This is a genomic window from Brucella sp. LJL56, from assembly GCF_054871705.1.
Genome location: NZ_JBTXLQ010000007.1, coordinates 65,959 through 84,950, shown reverse-complemented (window position 1 = coordinate 84,950; position 18,992 = coordinate 65,959). Strand labels below are relative to the sequence as shown.

The window sequence follows — 18,992 nt, the reverse complement described above, 5'->3', positions numbered from 1 at the left end:
TCCGGCGACAACAAGGCAAATTGCATCGCAGCCACATCGATATGCACGCCGGCCTGAATCAAACTCTTGGCAAACCCGTCCAAACGGCTGATTTGAATCACGAAATCAGTATTTTGCCGGGATTCATGATGTTATCGGGATCAAGTGCGTTCTTGATGGCGCGCATGTAATCCGTGGCTTCACCCAGCTCCATCGCCAGATACTTCATCTTGCCCTGCCCGATGCCATGTTCGCCGGTGCAGGTTCCCTCCATGGCAATGGCGCGTTTGGCCAGTCGATCCATAAAAGCTTCGGCACGCTCCATCTCGCTCACATCATCCGTGTCGAGAAGCAGGAGAAGATGGAAATTTCCATCCCCCACATGGCCGACAATCGGTGCGATCAGGCCGGTTTCGGCCAGATCCTTTTCCGTCTCGCCAATACAATCGGCCAGGCGCGAAATAGGCACACAGACATCGGTGGAAACGCCCTTGCAACCGGGCCTTAGCAGGAAGGAGGCGAGATAGGCGTCGTGACGCGCCCGCCAGAGCCGGTCACGCTCCTCGGCATCGTGCGTCCACTGGAAATCGCCGCCGCCATTGCCCGCAGCAATTTCCCCAAACAGTTCCGCCTGTTCGGCAACGCCACTTTCCGTGCCGTGGAACTCGACGAACAGATAAGGCTGCGCCTCGTAAGGCAGTTTGGAATGGAGGATCAGGGCCTGCATCTGAAGCGTGTTCACAAGCTCGATACGCGCAACGGGAATACCCATCTGGATGGTTTCGATCACCGTACGACAAGCCGAAGCCACGTCCGGGAAAGGACAGATACCGCCGGAAATCGCCTGCGGAATTCCCTGCAGTTTCAACGTCAGCTCGGTAATGATGCCAAGCGTTCCCTCGGCTCCGACAAGCAGCCTCGTAAGATCGTAACCCGCCGCTGTCTTTTTCACGCGCTTGGAAGTCTCGATCAGTCGTCCATCAGGCATCACGGCTTTCAGGGCCAGCACATTCTCGCGCATGGTCCCATAACGCACCGCATTCGTGCCGGACGCACGCGTGGAAGCCATACCACCGAGCGTGGCATTCGCACCCGGATCGATCGGAAAGAACAGTCCGGTATCGCGCAGATACTCGTTCAGTTCCCGGCGTGTGATGCCGGGCTCCACCACACAATCAAGATCTTCCGCATGCACGGCAATCACCCTGTTCATGCGCGTGAGGTCAAGAGACACACCACCAGCGGGCGCGTTAACCTGCCCTTCGAGTGATGAACCGGCACCAAAGGCGATGACAGGAACACGATGTTCGGCACAGATGCGGACAACATCCTGCACCTCCTGCGCGGCCTCGGCAAAGATGACGATATCCGGCGCCTGTGTCGGCACATAAGTTGTCGTGTGGCCGTGCTGTTCTCGGATAGCCTGACCGGTCTGCGCGCGCTCACCGAAACGCTGCTTGAGAATACCCACTGCTGCTGCAATACCGTTCTCATTGCGTGCAAGCGCGACAACATTTTCAAGCGACATCGTTCATTCTCCGAAATTCATATTCAAACGGCAGGCAATGCCAGCGCAACAGGATCCTGTCCAAGATGCTCGGCAACGGCCCGGATAACCAGATTATGGTCTTCGCGCTGCGGCAGCCCCGATACGATTACGGCGCCGATCACACCTGCCCCGGAAACGCGGATCGGAAATCCGCCGCCCGCCAGCGCGTAGTCCTCAACATTCAACGCTTTATGGGGAGCGAACATGCGGTCGTCGCGATTCTGTTCAAGAACAAGACGATAGGTCGAAGCATGAAAGCGGCGCACGACATTGAACTTGCGGCGCAACCATTCCTGATTATCCACAGTGCTTCCAGCAGTCGTCGCATAAAACAACTGCCGGTCCCACAGTGAGATTTCGATGGCGATGCCGAGCTTTTCCTTCACGGCGATGTCGCGAATACGATGACCGAGCGCAAATGCTTCGTTCTCGTCAAACGACGAAAAAATAAGCGCCTGTTCCTGTCGGATGATCTGCGCAATCGCCTGCTTGTTGTCGTCGCCCTGTGCCATTTTCTGCGTTTCCCCGATGACTTGAACGAAATCTGTGTGTTCCTTGTGCGCTTTCGATCACGCGATTGCAATGAGGGTTATCCGCCATCAAACTTGATTGATCGGACGCAAGCGGCTAGTGGGAGCCTTATGGTTCAGAACCCCAATATAGATGTGCCTCTGAAAGGCGATCAAATACCGGAATTTGTCGAGACCGCCGTGTTCAAGCGCGACGTGTTTTCAGAAACGCATGCTGGCTATTTTACAGGCGACCCCGATACCCGCATCATCCGTCGCGTCGTGAGCGCTGCTCCCTGGTGGTCGAGACCGCTCGCGTGGATACTGGCCCGGCGAGAAATCCGCGGCCTCAAAACGGTGCGCGGCATTGAAGGCGTTCCCCAACTGCTCGCCACCGACAAGGACGGGCTGTATCGATCCTGGACGGAAGGCACACCGCTGCATCTTGCGCGCCCCTCCGATCCGAAATGGTATCGTACCGCGCACCGTATCCTGCGCGACATGCGCCGCCTTGGCGTTACCCACAACGATCTCGCCAAGCCGCAGAACTGGTTGATGACGCCCGAAGGCGAAGCGGCAGTTATCGATTTCCAGCTTGCAAGCGTTCATCGTCGTCGTGGTGCCCTCTATCGACTGATGGCCTATGAGGATTTCCGCCATCTCATCAAGCAAAAGCGTGCTTTCGCAAAAGACCTGATGACGCCAACGGAAAAGCGCATTCTGGCACGCCGCTCCCTGCCGTCGCGCATCTGGCTGGCCACAGGCAAGAAAGTCTACAACTTCATCACGCGCGGCATTTTTAGCTGGTCGGATGGTGAAGGCACCGGCGACCGGATCGACAATGAAGGGCCCGCAATTCAGGCCGCACTCAAATCCGATCCGCGTGTCACGGATATAGCGCTCGCGCTCTATTCTCTACCCGCCAAGGGCGTTGGCATCTACGCTTTCGTGGAAACGCTCAACGCCGACGAAAAAAGCCTTCGCGCAAGGCTCAAAGGGCAGCGGGTCGAACTGATCCAGCCGGTTGCCCATCTGCCGCGCCGCGCCGACGGGACCATCCGGGACGACATTCTGCGGCTGATTGCGATGAACCAGATGACGGAACTCGACGATCTGTTACAACGCGAACCCGAACTGCGCGGCCTTGTGGAGGCACTGGCCTCGCATCGCCTGAACTTTACGGATCGTCGCGTCACTCAATTAGAGTAGTCGAATATTTTAACCCTTTCGCTGGTCTTTCAGCCACGAATCATTACATTCGGGTCAAATGTCTGACTTTCCCGACGATATGCCGTTTTTCGGCGATGACGACGCTCCGGCAGGCCGCGCACCTGCTCCCGGAAGCATTGCCGCACGTGCCATGGCGGCACGCAACCAGCAGCGTGGCGAGCCCGATTATCTGAACGGGCTGAACCCCGAACAGCGTCAGGCCGTCCTGACCACCGAGGGCCCCGTTTTGGTGCTTGCGGGCGCTGGCACCGGCAAGACCCGCGTTCTGACTACCCGCATCGCCCACATCATCACCACTGGCCTTGCCTATCCAAGCCAGATTCTCGCTGTAACGTTTACGAACAAGGCCGCACGCGAAATGAAAGAGCGCATCGGCCATCTGGTCGGCGGCGCTGTGGAAGGCATGCCGTGGCTCGGCACGTTCCACTCCATCGGCGTGAAATTGCTGCGCCGCCATGCGGAACTGGTCAATCTCACATCCGATTTCACCATCCTTGATACGGACGATGTGATCCGGCTGATCAAGCAACTCATTCAGGCGGAAGGTCTGGATGACAAGCGCTGGCCCGCCCGCACCTTCGCCAATATGATCGACGGCTGGAAGAACAAGGGCTTTGGCCCCTCAGACATTCCGGAAGGCGACGCGCGCTCGTTTGGCAACGGCAAAGGTCGCGAGCTTTATCAGGCCTATCAGGAGCGCCTGCGCACGCTGAATGCCTGCGACTTCGGCGATCTTCTGCTGCATCCGATCCGCATCTTCCGCAATCATCCCGATATCCTGCGCGAATATCACGCCAAGTTCCGCTACATTCTCGTGGACGAATATCAGGATACCAACACAGCCCAATATCTCTGGCTGCGCCTGCTGGCACAGCGACCAAAATCACGAACGACCGCACCAATACAGGCCGGAGGCTCGCCAGTACAGCCCGCTAGGGCGTCCGAAGGCCCCCGCGGAGCCGATGAGCACCGCGAATTCGGCGTGAGCGGAGATAAAGTCAATCTGTGTTGCGTTGGTGATGACGACCAGTCGATCTATGGCTGGCGCGGAGCCGAGGTGGACAACATTTTGCGCTTCGATAAGGATTTTCCGGGCGCAGTCGTGATTAAGCTTGAGCGCAACTACCGCTCGACCGCACATATTCTGGGTACCGCAGCCCATTTGATCGCACATAATGAAGGTCGCCTCGGCAAGACGCTTTTCACAGAAGCGCCAAACCCCGACGATCCGAAAGTCAAAATCCACGCCGCATGGGATTCAGAAGAGGAAGCCCGTGCTGTTGGCGAGGCCATCGAACAGGCTCAGCGTCAAGGGCGCCTCCTCAACAACATGGCGATCCTCGTCCGTGCCTCCTTCCAGATGCGCGAGTTCGAAGATCGTTTTGTCACGCTCGGCCTTAACTACCGTGTCATCGGCGGACCGCGTTTCTATGAGCGCCTCGAAATCCGTGATGCGATGGCATATCTGCGCGTCGTCGCACAACCGGCAGACGATCTGGCACTGGAGCGCATCATCAACACGCCAAAGCGTGGTCTGGGTGAAGCGGCTATCCGGCAAATCCACGATTATGCGCGCGCACGCGAGATTTCCATGTTCGCTGCTGCCTGCGACCTGATCGAAACGGAAGAACTGAAGCCGAAGCCACGCTCCGCCCTGCGCGAAGTGGTCGAGAATTTCCTGCGCTGGCAGTCCTTGATCGACAACACGCCGCATACGGAACTGGCCGAAACTATTCTGGATGAATCCGGCTATACGACCATGTGGCAGAACGACAAATCGGCGGAAGCACCGGGCCGACTTGAAAACCTCAAGGAACTGATCCGTTCCATGGAGGAATATGAAAGCCTGCGTGGATTCCTCGAGCACGTCGCGCTCGTCATGGATGCTGAAAAGAACGAAGATATGGATGCCGTCAACATCATGACGCTGCATTCGGCCAAAGGGCTGGAGTTTGAAACCGTCTTCCTTCCCGGCTGGGAGGAAGGCCTGTTTCCGCACCAGCGCGCACTCGATGAAGGCGGACGTTCCGGCCTCGAGGAAGAACGTCGCCTCGCCTATGTCGGTGTGACCCGTGCCAAAAAAAATCTGCATATCTGGTTCGTGTCCAATCGGCGCATTCACGGCATGTGGCAATCGACCATTCCGTCCCGTTTTCTGGAAGAATTGCCGGAAGCCCATGTGGAAGTGGCTGAACTGGAAGGCAATTACGGTGGTTATGGCGGCGGCTATGGACAGTCTCGCTTTGACAAGGCCGACCCGTTCCAGAACTCTTATTCGACGCCCGGCTGGCAGCGTGCGCAGCAGAACCGTTCCGACGCCACGCGCAACAACTGGGGCTCGCGCTCCGGTAGTCGTGTTGAGCGTATCGGCTATGGCGAGACCGATTCAGGTTTCGGAGCCGGGCGAGGTTCTGTGAAGGGACGCACGATAGACGGTGAACTGGTAGCGAAATCAGTGGCCGACAAACCATCGGCCTTCAAGCCCGGCGACCGTGTGTTCCATCTGAAATTCGGCAATGGCAAAATCTCTGCCATCGACGGCAACAAGCTGACAATCGATTTCGATAAAGCAGGACAGAAGCGTGTTCTCGATAGCTTCGTCCAGCCGATCTAAACCCGCATTTTCAGTGAAACATCAGGGCAGCCGGATTATTCCGGCTTGCCCTTCGCCCACGTAACATCGCCCTTATAGAGCGGCACGGTTGAAAGCGAGGTCTTCGCTGAACCGTCCTGAACTTGTGTTGCATGTGCGAGATAGAGCAGCGTGTTGTTTGTCTTGTCGTATATGCGCGTGATGACAAGCTTCTTCCAGATCAGACTGGTACGCTCGGAAAAAACCCGTTCTCCACCCTTGCCGAGATTGATATCAGCGATTGTGATCGGCCCTGTCTGTTCGCATGAGATGGAAGCATTGGATGGGTCCTCGAACCAGTTGCCCTTTTGCAGCCGGTCGATCATGCCGCGCGAAAACGACGCGAGATGACAGGTTACGCCCTGCACTTTCGGGTCCTGGACCGCATCGATGACAATATCATTTCCAAGCCAGTCAACGCCAACCTTACCGACCTCTTCAGCCGGAGCCGCCGAAGCAGCAAGGACCAGCATGGGAGTAAGCAAACAACCGGCAAAGCGCTTCAGTCCAACCATATCTTCCAGCCTCCAGAACTGTTGTGATGCGAAGGTGGATAAACAATTGCGGCTTTGCAAGAGCGGAATTCACCCGCCCCACTTTTCGAGGAAAGCCTCAATCTCCAACGTCTGAATGTCCGGCACTGCTTCATAGAGCTTTTCCACCGGCCAATTCCACCATTCGAGTTCAAGCAGCCGATCTATGACGGCATTATCGAAGCGTTTGCGGATGAAACGGGCAGGAACACCGCCAACCACATGATAGGGTGGCACGTCCTTCGTCACCACCGCATTCGCTCCGATCACAGCACCATGACCGATCTGAACGCCCGGTGTGATGACCGCACCATGACCGATCCATACATCGTTGCCGATGACCACACGCTGTTCCTGACGCCTTGCCCGGAACTCTCCATCAACGCCCAGATAGCGAAAATACTCATTCGGCCGATAGCTGACCTTATGTGTCGTCAGCCGTTCCATCGGATGTTCGAGCGCGTTGATGCGGACATTCGCGGCAATGGAACAGAACTTGCCGATTTCGGCGTAGATCCCCTCACCGTTACGCTCGAAATAGGTGAAGTCACCGACTGTGACCTCACGAAGAATGACGCGCTCACCGATATCGGCATACCGCCCCAGTTTGACGGATTTCAACTGGGCCGTGGAATGAATGCGCGGTTCGCTGTTCTGGAAACGAAGATCACCGGACGACGTCATTGCAAATTCACCCCAAGCTTCCCTGCAGCACAGTCAGCTCTGGAACGAACTGCCTAAGCCGCTTCCTGCGAACCATCTTCCTCGCCGGAAAGATAATCCTTGATAACATTCGGCAGAACATCGTCAAACTTTGCAATGAGTGTCTGGTGAATTTGGGCACGGAACGCGGGATCGAAACGCTCAAACCCCTGCACACAGCCGAAGGGCGCTGATCCCGCTTCGATTGCTTGCAGTTCTTCCGCCCAACGCTTCTCCTGGACAAAATCCAGATACGCCAGTTCTCTCGCCGGGCGAACGGAGGCTTTGTGCCGCAAAATCTCGAGATGATTGGCGAGAGCAACCGTGTTGAACTGCTCGATATCACGATACCGGAAACTGACCTGCTTATTCAGAACGTCAGGTTTCTCGGCGAAGAAAGCTGCCAGCGTGCTGCGCCTCAATGGATGTGGATGATGATGGATCGACATGAAGCGATCTTTCATGCCAGCGGTTGAGGCGCCTTTCCATTGCGCCAAGCGGAACTTCGGGAACGTATACTCGTACCGCGATATCTTCCCGAGCAAACGACGCAACTTGTATTTCCAGCGAGTATTCTCAGGCCGCACCCAATCGCCGTGCAGGACAGGACTTTCGTTCTCAAAAAAATCGGATACCGTCAGTGGGGCATTCACGAAGAAATCGTCGTTGGAATAAATAAAATGCTCCGACAATCCGGGTATCCGCCACATCGCCCCTTCGATGGCCCGAGCGTTGAACGACGGGCGGGCAGCCGGCAAGCCTTCAAAAATGTCATCATGCGATACGATCTGGATAAAGGACGCGTCGCACTTGCTCTCCTGCTTGAACGCATCGAGGAACCGTGGCTTCTGATGATCGGTGATGATGAAAATACGCTTGATGAACGGCGCGAATTTGATGACGGAAGCGATGTTGTAATAAATCTCGCCATTATCGAGATAACGTTCGCTGGTTACGGCTTCAAAATGCGTGCGAGCGGAATCGGGAGCGAACTGTTTTCTGGCAGCCATATGCGCCGGGTCCTGCCCATCGACCCAGGCAATGATATAATCGATTTCCACTATGGCACTCACAAGAAATTGCGGTTTTATGACGGAAATATATCAGTTTAGCTGACCTTGCAAAAAGAAAGAGTGTCGAAGCTGTTCAACTTTGGTCATGTGTGAACGGCTCTAGCTCCACAAGCTAAGAGGAGCCATTTCCACCGCGCGACATATCGTCAAAAGTTTCAGAAATTATTGAAAATTGAGCAGATGGCAGTACATTACCGGCACGCTCTTCATGATGGCAGGATGCGGCTATATCGACCGTTCTGCAGCGCATAAAGAAAAGATAGGTTGTTGAGCAGCGCAGCAAGGCGCGTTGCGAAATTCAAGGCTGACTGGACATGAAAAAATTCCTGCCCATCTTCATCATTGCCTTCATCGTCGCCATTGTCGGCGCTGCAGGTCTCAACCTTTTCCGCGATAAGCAGGCGGCGAAAGAACCCTTCGGCGGTCCGCTCAACCTCGTGACCATGGACGGCACACCCTTCACCGAAAAGGACTTGCGCGCTGCGCCCGCAGCCATCTTCTTCGGTTTCACCCATTGCCCGGACGTTTGTCCTACGACGCTTTATGAACTGGATGGCTGGCTGAAGCAGCTTGGACCCGAAGCCAGTGACATCAAGGCTTATTTTATCACTGTCGATCCGGAGCGCGATACGCAGGAAGTCATGAAGACCTATGTGAGCAATGTTTCCGACCGTATCATCGGAGTCACGGGCACGCCGGAGAATATTGCTGATGTAGTCAAATCCTACCACGTCTACGCCAAGAAAGTTCCGGGCGAAGACGGCGAATATACGATGGATCATACGGCATCGGTATTTCTGCTCGACAAGGGCGGTCGCTTCCGCAGCACCATCGCCTATCAGGAAAACCCGGATACGGCTCTGGAAAAGTTGAAGAATCTGGCCAAAGCCGCTGCGAACGGTTAAGTAAAGGCTCCGAAGCATTTCCAGCAGAGAGCTTTTTACTTCATGGCCCAGTCACGACTTTTCTTTTCGGCGGATAAGGCGGAAGCCGAGCGCGTTTACAACATTCTCGAACAGGCTTTCGAGGAAGACGGCTTCCCCATCGCTATCACCGAGATCGATGAAGATCGGCAGATTTTCGAGGTGTCGGTTTATGTCGAAGACGATGCCGAAGATGTCGCCAGACGAATCGATGCTCTGGTGGGGTCAAATATTTTCGCAGTTGAGGAACTGCCTGACATCGACTGGGTCACGCATTCGCTGGAAGGGCTGAAACCAGTGAGAGCTGGACATTTCTTCGTCCACGGCTCACACGACCGCGACAAGATTGAAGCGGGCGACATCCCCATTGAAATCGATGCCGGTCTTGCCTTCGGTACCGGCCATCACGGTACAACGGCGGGATGCCTCGAACTGATCGAAGAAACCGTCACCGGTGAACATCCGACCAACGCGCTCGACCTTGGCACCGGCAGCGCAGTTCTTGCCATCGCCATCGCCAAGCTTGCCCCGATTCCGGTATTGGCCACGGATATTGATCCCATTGCCGTCACGGTCGCTGCCGAAAATGCCGCCAAAAACGGTGTGGCAGAACATATCGTCACAGCAACGGCAGAAGGTTTCGGCCACTCAATCTTCCGTTCCTATTCGCCATTCGACCTGATCGTCGCCAACATTCTCGCCAATCCTCTTATCGAGCTAGCCCCTTCCCTCAAGGAGCATTTGGCATCCGGTGGTTCCATCATTCTTTCGGGAATACTTGACAGTCAGCATGATGCGGTGCTCGCTGCCTATCAGGCACAGGGACTCACCCATCAAAAGACGTTACATCGCGAAGGCTGGGTGGCAATTCATCTGAAATAACAGGCCGTATAAATCACGGCATATTCCTGTTTTGAGCGAGTTACACCTATGGCTTTTCAGAATTTCGACGTCACCACAAATCCAGCCAATGGCGGCCCGCGCGTTGCAAAATTACGTGCGAAGATGGCCGAACTTGGCCTCGATGGCTTTCTGGTTCCCAGGGCGGACGAACATCAGGGCGAATATGTTCCGCCCCACGCACAACGTCTCGCCTGGCTGACCGGGTTCACCGGATCGGCCGGTGCCGCGCTCATCCTCAAGAATAGTGCCTACATCTTCGTTGATGGACGCTATGAGCTACAGGTCCGCGCCCAGACCGACCCGAAGGTCTTCTCCTATGAAAGCCTTGTTACAAATCCGCCAGCTTCCTGGCTGGCGGAAAACGGCAAGAGCCTGAATATCGGCTTCGATCCCTGGCTCCATACCATTTCGGAGGCCCGCAGCTTACGCGACGCGCTCGAAAACCACGGCGGCCAGCTCGTTCCCGTGGAAATCAATCTTGTCGATTCTGTTTGGGACGACCAGCCTGAAGTGCCGACGGCAGAAATCACGATCCAGCCAGCTCGCTTCTCAGGTCATGAAGCAGAAGACAAGATCAAGGAAATGCAGGCTACGGTTGCGGCAAGTGGTGCCAGCGCGACTGTCCTGACCGACCCGTCTTCGGTCGCATGGGTGTTCAATATCCGCGGCAAGGACGTGTCCAACACGCCGCTTCCGCTGAGCTTTGCCATCATTCCTGCGAAGGGTGAGCCAGAGCTTTTCATCGATGAACGCAAGCTCGCCATCGAACCGCGCGCCTATCTGACCCAACTCGCCAAGCTCTCGTCGCCTGCCGATCTGGAAGGGCATCTCAGTGCTCGCGCAGCCAAGGGCGAAGCTATTCTTCTCGATCCGATCCTCGCGGCCGAAAAACTTCGCCTCATTGTCACCAGCGCAGGTGGCAGCGTAATCGAAGGCAAAGACCCTGCCCGTATCCCACGTGCAATCAAGAACAAGGCCGAGCTTGACGGCTCACGTGCTGCCCATGAGCGCGACGGCGTGGCGATGGTCAATTTCCTCTCGTGGGTCGACGCCCAGAAGCCCGGCACAATCGATGAAATCAGCGCAGCGCAGAAGCTGGAAGAATCACGCTCCGAAGCCGGGCGTGACTTCCAGATGCCACTGGAAGATATATCTTTTGACACGATCTCCGGTGCGGGGCCAAACGGCGCGATCATCCATTATCGCGTCAATACCGACACCAACAGAACGCTTGAAGATGGCGAGCTTTATCTGGTCGATTCCGGCGCACAATATCGCGACGGCACCACCGACATCACCCGCACCGTCCCCATCGGCAAGGTGACACCAGAGACGATCAGGGCTTTCACGCTTGTATTGAAAGGTGTGATTGCGATCACGACTGCCCGCTTCCCGAAAGGCACACGCGGGCAGGATATCGACGTTCTGGCACGTATCGCACTATGGAAGCATGGTTTCGACTATGCGCACGGAACCGGCCACGGCGTCGGCTCCTATCTGTCGGTGCACGAAGGCCCGCAAAGCATTTCGAAGAAGGGCGCGCAGGAACTGCTGCCGGGTATGATCCTTTCCAACGAACCGGGCTATTACAAACCCGATTCGTTCGGCATTCGCATCGAAAACCTCATCATCGTCACCGAACCCGAAGTACCGGAAGGCGGCGACATTCCGATGATGGGCTTCGAGACTCTGACGTTCTGCCCTATCGACCGACGCCTGGTCGACAAGTCGCTTTTCACGCAGGAGGAAATCGACTGGCTGAACCGCTACCATGCCAGCGTGCGCGAGAAGCTGTCAGGCCATCTCAAGGACGCTGAACGCAAATGGCTCGAAGCGGCGACTGCGCCGCTTTGACAATGCCTTCACACGGTGAAATGGCGTAGCGCGATCAAAAGCGCTACGCCTGCAAAGAACATGGTCATCATGCTGAGTCGCAACGAAAGCACGATACAGACCGCAAGCACGAGCAGTTCCCGCCAGCCGTGATCCGAAGCAGGTGCGGCTACGATGGCCGTCAGAACGGCTGCAGGCACGGCGTTGAGCGCCGCTTCCACCCGATAATGCACACGGCTGAAGCGTGACAGGACCAGATGCCCGCCAATACGGGTGAGATAAGTACAAAGCGCGCCTGCGAGAATGATCCAGATCGTGGTGGACATTTACGCCTCCCCTTCGCGTGGCTTGGCAATAATCGCCGCAAGCACGATGCCGCCGAGCGCACCCAGCGAAACATGCCACGGAGAACCCACGAACTTGTAGGCGGCCACCGCTGAAATCGCACTGACGATGACGACCGGCAGCCAGTTCTGCCGATGACGGAAGCTCATCACCATGCCGAGAAAATAGATCGGCAACAGAAAATCGATGCCAAAAGCATAGGGATCCGAAATGAGATTCCCGAACAGCCCGCCAATCACCGCTTCGAGAACCCAGGTCAGATAGAATGTGAGCCCGATGGCCATATACCAGACGAAGGTGACCGGCTTTCCGGCTTCCGCCCGCTGTTCCACTTCCGCATACTGGATGTCCACCAGCACGAAAAAGGCCAGCGCCTTCTGCCATGGCTTGAAGTGACGGATGCGCCGACCCGTGGTCGCCGAATAGAGCACGTGCCGGAAATTGACGGCGAAGATCGACATGACGATCATCCACGGCGCGATGTTCTGGCCGAAAAGATCAAGCCCGACCATCTGGCTGGCCCCGGCATAGATGATGGAGCTCATGAACACCGCTTCGGCGAGCGACAATCCGTTATCGACAGCAAGTGCGCCGAACAGCAAGCCAAAGGGCGCTCCGGCAACGACAAGCGGAAGTCCGCGCCGGACACCGTCAATAATATCGGCGCGCGCTGAAGCCCTTACGGGCCGAAAAGTCTGATCCACGAATATTCACTCCTCCGAATGAAGAGTAACTAGGAAATTCTACGACCCGTTGGAATATGATTTCCCAAAAAATCATACTATTAAACAGCGATGCCGCATTTGCGCATCACTCATAAATCCTGCTGATGCATTCATGAATGATCATGATTGTTGCGGAACGGTCTTTTCGATTTTGTGCATCCAGTCCACAAGCGGGCGAGCCCGTTCGGTGAAGTCGACAAGGCGATCCGCCAGATCGGGATTGGTAATCGTGTCAGGATCGATTTCGATTCGCACAGAAAAATGCCGATTGCGAATTGCTTCCAGCAGATCATCATCGGTCACGGCCTCGAAACCACGTGGCGTGCGTTTCAGCCGGTCATAATCACTGATTCTCAAACCGTTTTTCTTGAGCTTCGCGACCATAGCGCGGAATTCTTCCGGCTTCTCGGCAATAGAAGTGCGTATAGCCAGAAGCAGTTCCTTCTTTGGCCCCCACCAAGCCACACAGGCGTAGCAGTCGCGGACACCCGGCAGGCCGATGCAGACATAGAAGCAGCCGCTCTCGTCCCATTTGGTACCCGATTGCGACAATAGTGCAGACAGGTGGCGGTTATAGGGTGCCTTGTCCTTGGAAAACCGCGTATCGCGTTTGATGCGGAACTGCGATTTCACCCGGTCGCCCTTGAACGGCAGACCGGCCTTTTCGAAACGACCAGTCAGTTCGTCCACAAGATCGCCAAGCGGCTCCTTCAACTGCTGTTCGAAAAGATCTTTGTTCTCAACGAACCATTCGCGATTCTGGTGAAAATCCAGAGCTTTCAGAAACGGGATCGCTTTCTCACCAAATCCGCTGAACGGGGCCATTATTCTTCTCCGACCAGTGTAAACCAGGCGTCTTCATCAATGACTTCGATGCCAAGCTCCGACGCCTTGGCGAGTTTGGAACCCGCTCCCGGTCCGGCAACCACGAGATCGGTCTTTTTCGATACCGATCCGGCTGTCTTTGCTCCGTAGCGCTCGGCCATGGCCTTCGCCTCATCGCGCGACATACGTTCCAGACTGCCGGTAAATACTACCGTCTTGCCTTCGACCGGCGAACCGGTAGAAACACGTGCTTCCTCATCAAGCGGCGTCACTTCGGCCAGAAGAGCGGCCAGCACTTCGCGGTTATGCGGCTCCACATAAAAATCCACGACAGCTTCAGCAACGATGGAACCGATGCCCTCAACCGCAATCAGTTCCTGCCAGGATTCGTTGCCCTTATCGGTGCGGTCGCCTTCTTTCGGCGGTACAGCCTCCAGAGCAGCTTTTTCAAAAGCCGCATAAGACAGATAGGCCCGCGCAAAACGCTTGGCATTCACCTCGCCAACGTGACGGATGCCAAGGCCGAACAGAAAACGATGCAGGGCAATCTCGCGCCGGTCATTGATCGCATCATAAAGCTTCTTCACGGAAGTCACGCCGAAGCCTTCGATGTTCTCGAGTTTCTTCAGAGGCGATTCGGCCTGTCGTTTTTGAAGCGTGAAAATATCCGCAGGCGATTTGATCTTCAGGCTGTCATCTTCGGCATGGAAGAAAAACTCGACCTGTTTTTCACCAAGACCTTCAATATCGAACGCATTGCGCGATACGAAATGGCGAATGCGCTCAACTGCCTGTGCAGCGCAGGTCAGACCGCCGGTGCAGCGATAAACCGCCTCGCCCTCTTCGCGCACGGCATGGCTGCCACAGACCGGGCATTCATGGGGGAAATGGAAAGGCACAGCATCATCCGGGCGTTTCTCCAGCACAACATCGACAATCTGGGGGATGACATCGCCTGCACGCTGCACGATAACCGTATCGCCGACGCGAATGTCATGCTCATCCGCGCGAATACGCTCACCCTTGAGGCCGATACCCTTGATATAGTCCTCGTTGTGCAGCGTCGCATTCGTGACGACCACTCCACCGACAGTGATCGGCTCCAGCCGCGCTACCGGCGTCAACGCACCGGTACGTCCGACCTGAATGTCGATTTTCAGAAGCTTTGTAAAAGCCTGTTCTGCCGGAAACTTATGCGCAATTGCCCAACGCGGGCTGCGTGAACGAAAGCCTAGCCGCGTTTGTAAATCGAGCCGATCAACTTTGTAGACGACGCCATCGATATCATAGTCGAGCATTGATCGTTCGAGACCGATGGCACGATAATGCGCAAGCAGTTCGTCTGCACCGTGAAGCCGCTTCGTTAGCGGATTGACGGGAAATCCCCATTCGCGGAAAATCTCAACCATGCCATGCTGCGTATCGGCAGGCATGTCCGACATCTCACCCCAGGCATAGGCAAAGAATTTCAGCTTGCGGCTCGCCGTCACCTTGGCGTCGAGCTGGCGGAGCGAACCTGCTGCCGTGTTGCGCGGGTTCACATAAGTCTGCTTGCCTTCGGCTGCCATCTGCTCGTTGAGCGCGAGGAAGTCGCTCTTGGCCATATAGACCTCGCCGCGCACTTCAACGATAGAAGGCGCTCCAGCCGGAAGTCTGTTCGGAATTTCGGCGATAGTGCGGATATTCGCCGTGACATTCTCGCCGGTCGTACCGTCACCGCGCGTCGCGCCGCTAACCAGATTTCCGTTCTCGTAACGGATCGACATGGAAAGCCCGTCAATCTTCGGTTCGGCGGTAAACGCGATTGAGTTATCCGGTATTTGCCCCAGGAAGCGATAGACACTGCCCACGAAATCGCGCACGTCCTCATCCGAAAACGCATTACCGAGCGAAAGCATCGGACGCGCATGGACAATCTGTGCGAATTTGGAAACCGGCGCAGTGCCGACCCGCAAAGACGGACTGTCTGCTCGTACGAGATGCGGAAAACGCGCTTCAATCGCATCGTTGCGCCGCTTCAGCGCATCATACTCGGCATCCGAAATCTCTGGCCGGTCATTGGCATGATAAAGCTCATCATGATGAGCAGTTTCGAGCGCCAGCCGTTCCAGTTCGGAAGCGGCTTCTGATTCGGTCAGTTTTTCGACGGGAATATCGGTCATAGGCGGAGCAAAACCTGCTGATTCAATTTTGCTCAACATAACCAAGAAATGGCATCGCGCCTACACCAGCCCGACATTACGAACATGCAAATCCCCTGACAGCGTCGTGTCAGGAGACGAGTGCACTGTTTCTTTGTTGTACGCATTATCCGACGCAAAACCGCTTCGCACTTTTGCTGGAAATGCTCAATTCTCGGCGAGCAACCGCTCGGCAGCGGCACGTGCTTCATCAGTGATGCTGGCACCGGCCAGCATGCGGGCGATCTCTTCCTGTCGTTCACCCACCCCGATGGATCGGATCGAGGTCGCCATCCGGTCTTCATGGGTTGCCGATTTGGCAATCAGGAAATGTGTGGAGGCACGCGCTGCCACCTGCGGCGCATGCGTGACCGAAAGGACCTGCACGCGACCGGAGAGCCGCGCAAGGCGCTGCCCAATGGCATCTGCCACCGCACCGCCCACGCCGGTATCGATTTCATCAAATACGAGCGTCGGGGCCGAACCGCGATCCGCAAGCGCCACCTTCAGCGCCAACAGGAAACGCGAAAGCTCACCACCCGAAGCGACCTTCATCATCGGACCAGCCCTTGTGCCCGGATTGGTGCGCACCCAGTATTCAACTGTATCGATGCCTTCCGCAGCCCGCGCTTGCGCGTCAGTCGTCATTTCAACGATGAATTCAGCACGCTCAAGCTTCAGTGCCGGCAGTTCGGCCATTACGGCGGCCTTTAGATGCTCCGCCGTCTCCTTGCGCGACCCGGAAAGTTTAGCCGCTGCCGTGTCATAGGCCGCCCGCATTTCGCTCGCCTGACTTTCCAGTTGGATGAGCTTTTCCGCTCCAGCATCGAGATCGGCAAGATCAGCATCCATCTTGTCACGCAGTGCAGGCAATCCTTCCACCGGGACAGAATATTTGCGCGCAGCGGCACGCAGAGCAAAAAGCCGCTCCTCGACCTGTTCCAGCACACGCGGATCGAAATCGATCTCGCGCATGGCGTGATCTATACCGTCCTGAGCGAGAGCCAAACTGTTGAGCGCCTCATCGATTGCTTTGCAAACCGGCTCCAGCAGATGCGGCGCTTCCGGAATCTTGCGCTCCAGACGGCGCACGAGGCTCGCCAGCGTCGGTACAGGTGATCCCTGCCCCGACAGCAACTCGCCAGCTTCGTTCACGTCACCGGCGATCTTTTCGGATTTCATCATGATCGCGCGGCGCTCGGCGAGCTCTTCTTCCTCGCCAGGTTGCGGATCAAGCTTGGTCAGTTCTTCAACCGAAGAGCGCAGGTAGTCACCTTCACGCTCGGCCTGCTCGACGCGGGCGCGATGCTTGGCAAGTGCGGTTTCCGCATCGCGCCAGGCCTTGTGACGCTCGCGGACCAATGCGGCCTCTTGCTCGAGACCACCGAAAGCATCCAGCAATGTGCGATGAAGATCGGTATCGATCAGTGCCCGGTCGTCATGCTGGCCGTGAATTTCCACCAGTCTGCGCCCGAGATCGCGCAGCAGCGCGACGCTTGCCGCCTGATCGTTGATGAAGACGCGCGTGCGGCCATCGCCCATCTGCAAACGACGCAAGATAACGTCGCCGTCGTCGTCAAAACCATTTTCGCGAAGAAAAAGTCGCGCCGGATGACCACCCGGCACATCGAATACCGCTGTCACCTGCCCCTGATCGGCACCATGGCGCACGAGAGAGGCATCGCCGCGTGCACCAAGCGCCAGCGAAAGCGAATCAAGCAGGATAGACTTGCCCGCTCCGGTTTCACCGGTAAGCACGGACAAGCCTGTCTTGAACTCGATGTCGAGCCTTTCAATCAGAACAATATCGCGGATCGACAGGTGCGACAGCATATGGGAATCGGCTTATGAGCCGCCGGTGATGAGCGACGAAGCCTTGGCCAGCCACGAATTGCCATTCTCGCGCGGCTGAAGACCGCCGCTCTGCAGAAGCTTGTAGCTGTCCTTGTACCATTGGCTGTCCGGGTAGTTCTTGCCGAGAACCGAGGCGGCCATCTGGGCTTCCGACGTCAGACCAAGCGCATAATAAGCTTCGACGAGACGAGCGAGCGCTTCTTCCACCTGGCGGGTGTTGGAATACTCCTCCACGACGCCGCGGAAGCGCTTGATAGCTGCCAGATATTCCTTGCGTTCCAGATAGTAACGGCCAATCTGCATTTCCTTGCCGGCGAGCTGGTCGCGCGCAAAGCGGATCTTGGCCTTGGCATCATCGGTATATTCGGAATCCGGAAAGCGATCGACCACTTCCTGCATCGCAGCGATTGCGCGGCGGCTTGCAGCCTGGTCGCGGGTCACGTCAGGGATCTGGCGGAAATAGGAAAGACCAATGATGTAATAGGCGTAAGCAGATTCAGGCGAAGTCGGGTAAAGCGTGTTGTAACGCTTCGCCATCGAAATCGCTTCTTCGTAATTGCCCTTGCGGTAGTTGGTGAAGGCAGCCATCACGAGCGACTTGCGCGCCCATTCAGTGTAGGGATGCTGGCGGTCGACGGCAGCGAATTTCTTCGCAGCTTCATCGAGGCGGCCTGCGTCCAGATTGGCGAGACCTTCATTGTAGAGTTTGTCGGCTGGATCGATCGTCTCGACATACTTGGTGAGATCGATGTCGTCGTCCTTGCTGGCACAACCGGCGAGCGGGATAAGAACGGCGATAGCGCCAGTCAGCAGCGCGGTTTTCGTCACACCCTTGAATTTGAAACTCGTCATGCGGTCTCCGGCCTTCTGGCAGCGTCATTCCTGTTTGGAGCTGCGTGCTTCTAACACTGCACGGCGGCTCCATCCATACAAATCATTCAGCTTCAGCAAATGTACGAACATAGCTGACGCTGTTTTGGCCGTCCATAAACCACATGCAGGCGAAATCGGCAATCGCCTAGTGGTCTGAAATGCGCCGGACGGCGTATCGAAACGCGTAACCAGTGTGAATTGTCCCCGGTATTGACCACCCGTATGGGTAGATGCTCCCCGATCAATCCACCGCAGACACGGCGCACCGACTCAATTGCGAGGTGAACCGGCGAACACGGCTCAATTAAGGCCATGCGCCGATAC

General features: G+C 56.3%; 16 protein-coding genes. 5 read left to right on the top strand and 11 right to left on the bottom strand.

Translation table 11 applies throughout. From position 1 onward, the window contains the following. Window positions 1–97 precede the first annotated feature (97 nt). Window positions 98–1,507, bottom strand: coding sequence for an FAD-binding oxidoreductase (locus tag ACYSN1_RS17495; RefSeq protein ID WP_461726859.1), 1,410 nt, complete (start codon window positions 1,505–1,507; stop codon window positions 98–100). A 23-nt stretch (window positions 1,508–1,530) separates the two neighbouring features. After that, window positions 1,531–2,040: a heme-degrading domain-containing protein gene (locus ACYSN1_RS17490; protein ID WP_461726858.1), complete on the bottom strand. Its 510-nt coding sequence runs from the start codon at window positions 2,038–2,040 to the stop codon at window positions 1,531–1,533. A 129-nt stretch (window positions 2,041–2,169) separates the two neighbouring features. On the opposite strand from ACYSN1_RS17490, the gene ACYSN1_RS17485 reads away from it, so the two are divergent. Then, window positions 2,170–3,246, top strand: coding sequence for a serine/threonine protein kinase (locus tag ACYSN1_RS17485; protein WP_461726857.1), 1,077 nt, complete (start codon window positions 2,170–2,172; stop codon window positions 3,244–3,246). Between the two features lie 58 nt (window positions 3,247–3,304). Further along, entirely contained in the window at window positions 3,305–5,881 is a 2,577-nt protein-coding gene (locus ACYSN1_RS17480; protein WP_461726856.1) for an ATP-dependent helicase, read from the top strand. Window positions 5,882–5,916: 35 nt separating this feature from the next. On the opposite strand, the gene ACYSN1_RS17475 is transcribed toward ACYSN1_RS17480, so the two are convergent. The 3 genes from ACYSN1_RS17475 to ACYSN1_RS17465 all read right to left on the bottom strand — a co-directional run bounded on the left by ACYSN1_RS17475 (window position 5,917) and on the right by ACYSN1_RS17465 (window position 8,195). Continuing rightward, window positions 5,917–6,414, bottom strand: a complete 498-nt coding sequence (locus ACYSN1_RS17475; RefSeq protein WP_461726855.1) for a CreA family protein — start codon at window positions 6,412–6,414, stop codon at window positions 5,917–5,919. Window positions 6,415–6,483: 69 nt separating this feature from the next. Next, the gene (locus ACYSN1_RS17470) at window positions 6,484–7,116 is read right to left on the bottom strand and encodes a DapH/DapD/GlmU-related protein (protein ID WP_461726854.1); all 633 of its coding nucleotides are present in this window, start codon (window positions 7,114–7,116) and stop codon (window positions 6,484–6,486) included. A 53-nt stretch (window positions 7,117–7,169) separates the two neighbouring features. After that, window positions 7,170–8,195, bottom strand: a complete 1,026-nt coding sequence (locus ACYSN1_RS17465; RefSeq protein WP_461726853.1) for a hypothetical protein — start codon at window positions 8,193–8,195, stop codon at window positions 7,170–7,172. 326 nt (window positions 8,196–8,521) lie between these two features. On the opposite strand from ACYSN1_RS17465, the gene ACYSN1_RS17460 reads away from it, so the two are divergent. The 3 genes from ACYSN1_RS17460 to ACYSN1_RS17450 are packed head-to-tail and all read left to right on the top strand — an operon-like array spanning window position 8,522 to window position 11,887. Next, complete coding sequence (locus tag ACYSN1_RS17460; RefSeq protein ID WP_461726852.1) at window positions 8,522–9,112, top strand: SCO family protein; 591 nt, start codon at window positions 8,522–8,524, stop codon at window positions 9,110–9,112. Between the two features lie 42 nt (window positions 9,113–9,154). After that, window positions 9,155–10,012 (top strand): 50S ribosomal protein L11 methyltransferase, encoded by an 858-nt coding sequence (locus tag ACYSN1_RS17455; protein WP_461726851.1) that lies wholly within the window; start codon window positions 9,155–9,157, stop codon window positions 10,010–10,012. Between the two features lie 48 nt (window positions 10,013–10,060). Next, on the top strand, window positions 10,061–11,887 hold the full coding sequence (locus tag ACYSN1_RS17450) for an aminopeptidase P family protein (RefSeq protein ID WP_461726850.1): 1,827 nt from the start codon (window positions 10,061–10,063) through the stop codon (window positions 11,885–11,887). 8 nt (window positions 11,888–11,895) lie between these two features. Here ACYSN1_RS17450 and ACYSN1_RS17445 read toward each other — a convergent pair whose 3' ends face one another. The 6 genes from ACYSN1_RS17445 to ACYSN1_RS17420 form a co-directional block, all read right to left on the bottom strand. Beyond that, complete coding sequence (locus tag ACYSN1_RS17445; RefSeq protein WP_010659742.1) at window positions 11,896–12,192, bottom strand: AzlD family protein; 297 nt, start codon at window positions 12,190–12,192, stop codon at window positions 11,896–11,898. Further along, on the bottom strand, window positions 12,193–12,915 hold the full coding sequence (locus ACYSN1_RS17440) for an AzlC family ABC transporter permease (protein WP_461726849.1): 723 nt from the start codon (window positions 12,913–12,915) through the stop codon (window positions 12,193–12,195). It lies immediately after the preceding gene. Window positions 12,916–13,056: 141 nt separating this feature from the next. Further along, the gene (locus tag ACYSN1_RS17435; RefSeq protein WP_461726848.1) at window positions 13,057–13,761 is read right to left on the bottom strand and encodes a DUF2461 domain-containing protein; all 705 of its coding nucleotides are present in this window, start codon (window positions 13,759–13,761) and stop codon (window positions 13,057–13,059) included. Then, complete coding sequence (gene ligA, locus ACYSN1_RS17430; RefSeq protein WP_461726847.1) at window positions 13,761–15,923, bottom strand: NAD-dependent DNA ligase LigA; 2,163 nt, start codon at window positions 15,921–15,923, stop codon at window positions 13,761–13,763. The genes ACYSN1_RS17435 and ligA overlap by 1 nt, the downstream gene beginning before the upstream one ends. A gap of 186 nt (window positions 15,924–16,109) precedes the next feature. Further along, a complete protein-coding gene (gene recN / locus ACYSN1_RS17425) occupies window positions 16,110–17,774 on the bottom strand; it encodes a DNA repair protein RecN (protein ID WP_461726846.1) in 1,665 nt (554 codons plus the stop codon). Window positions 17,775–17,786: 12 nt separating this feature from the next. Further along, window positions 17,787–18,647: an outer membrane protein assembly factor BamD gene (locus ACYSN1_RS17420; RefSeq protein WP_461726845.1), complete on the bottom strand. Its 861-nt coding sequence runs from the start codon at window positions 18,645–18,647 to the stop codon at window positions 17,787–17,789. Window positions 18,648–18,992 lie beyond the last annotated feature (345 nt).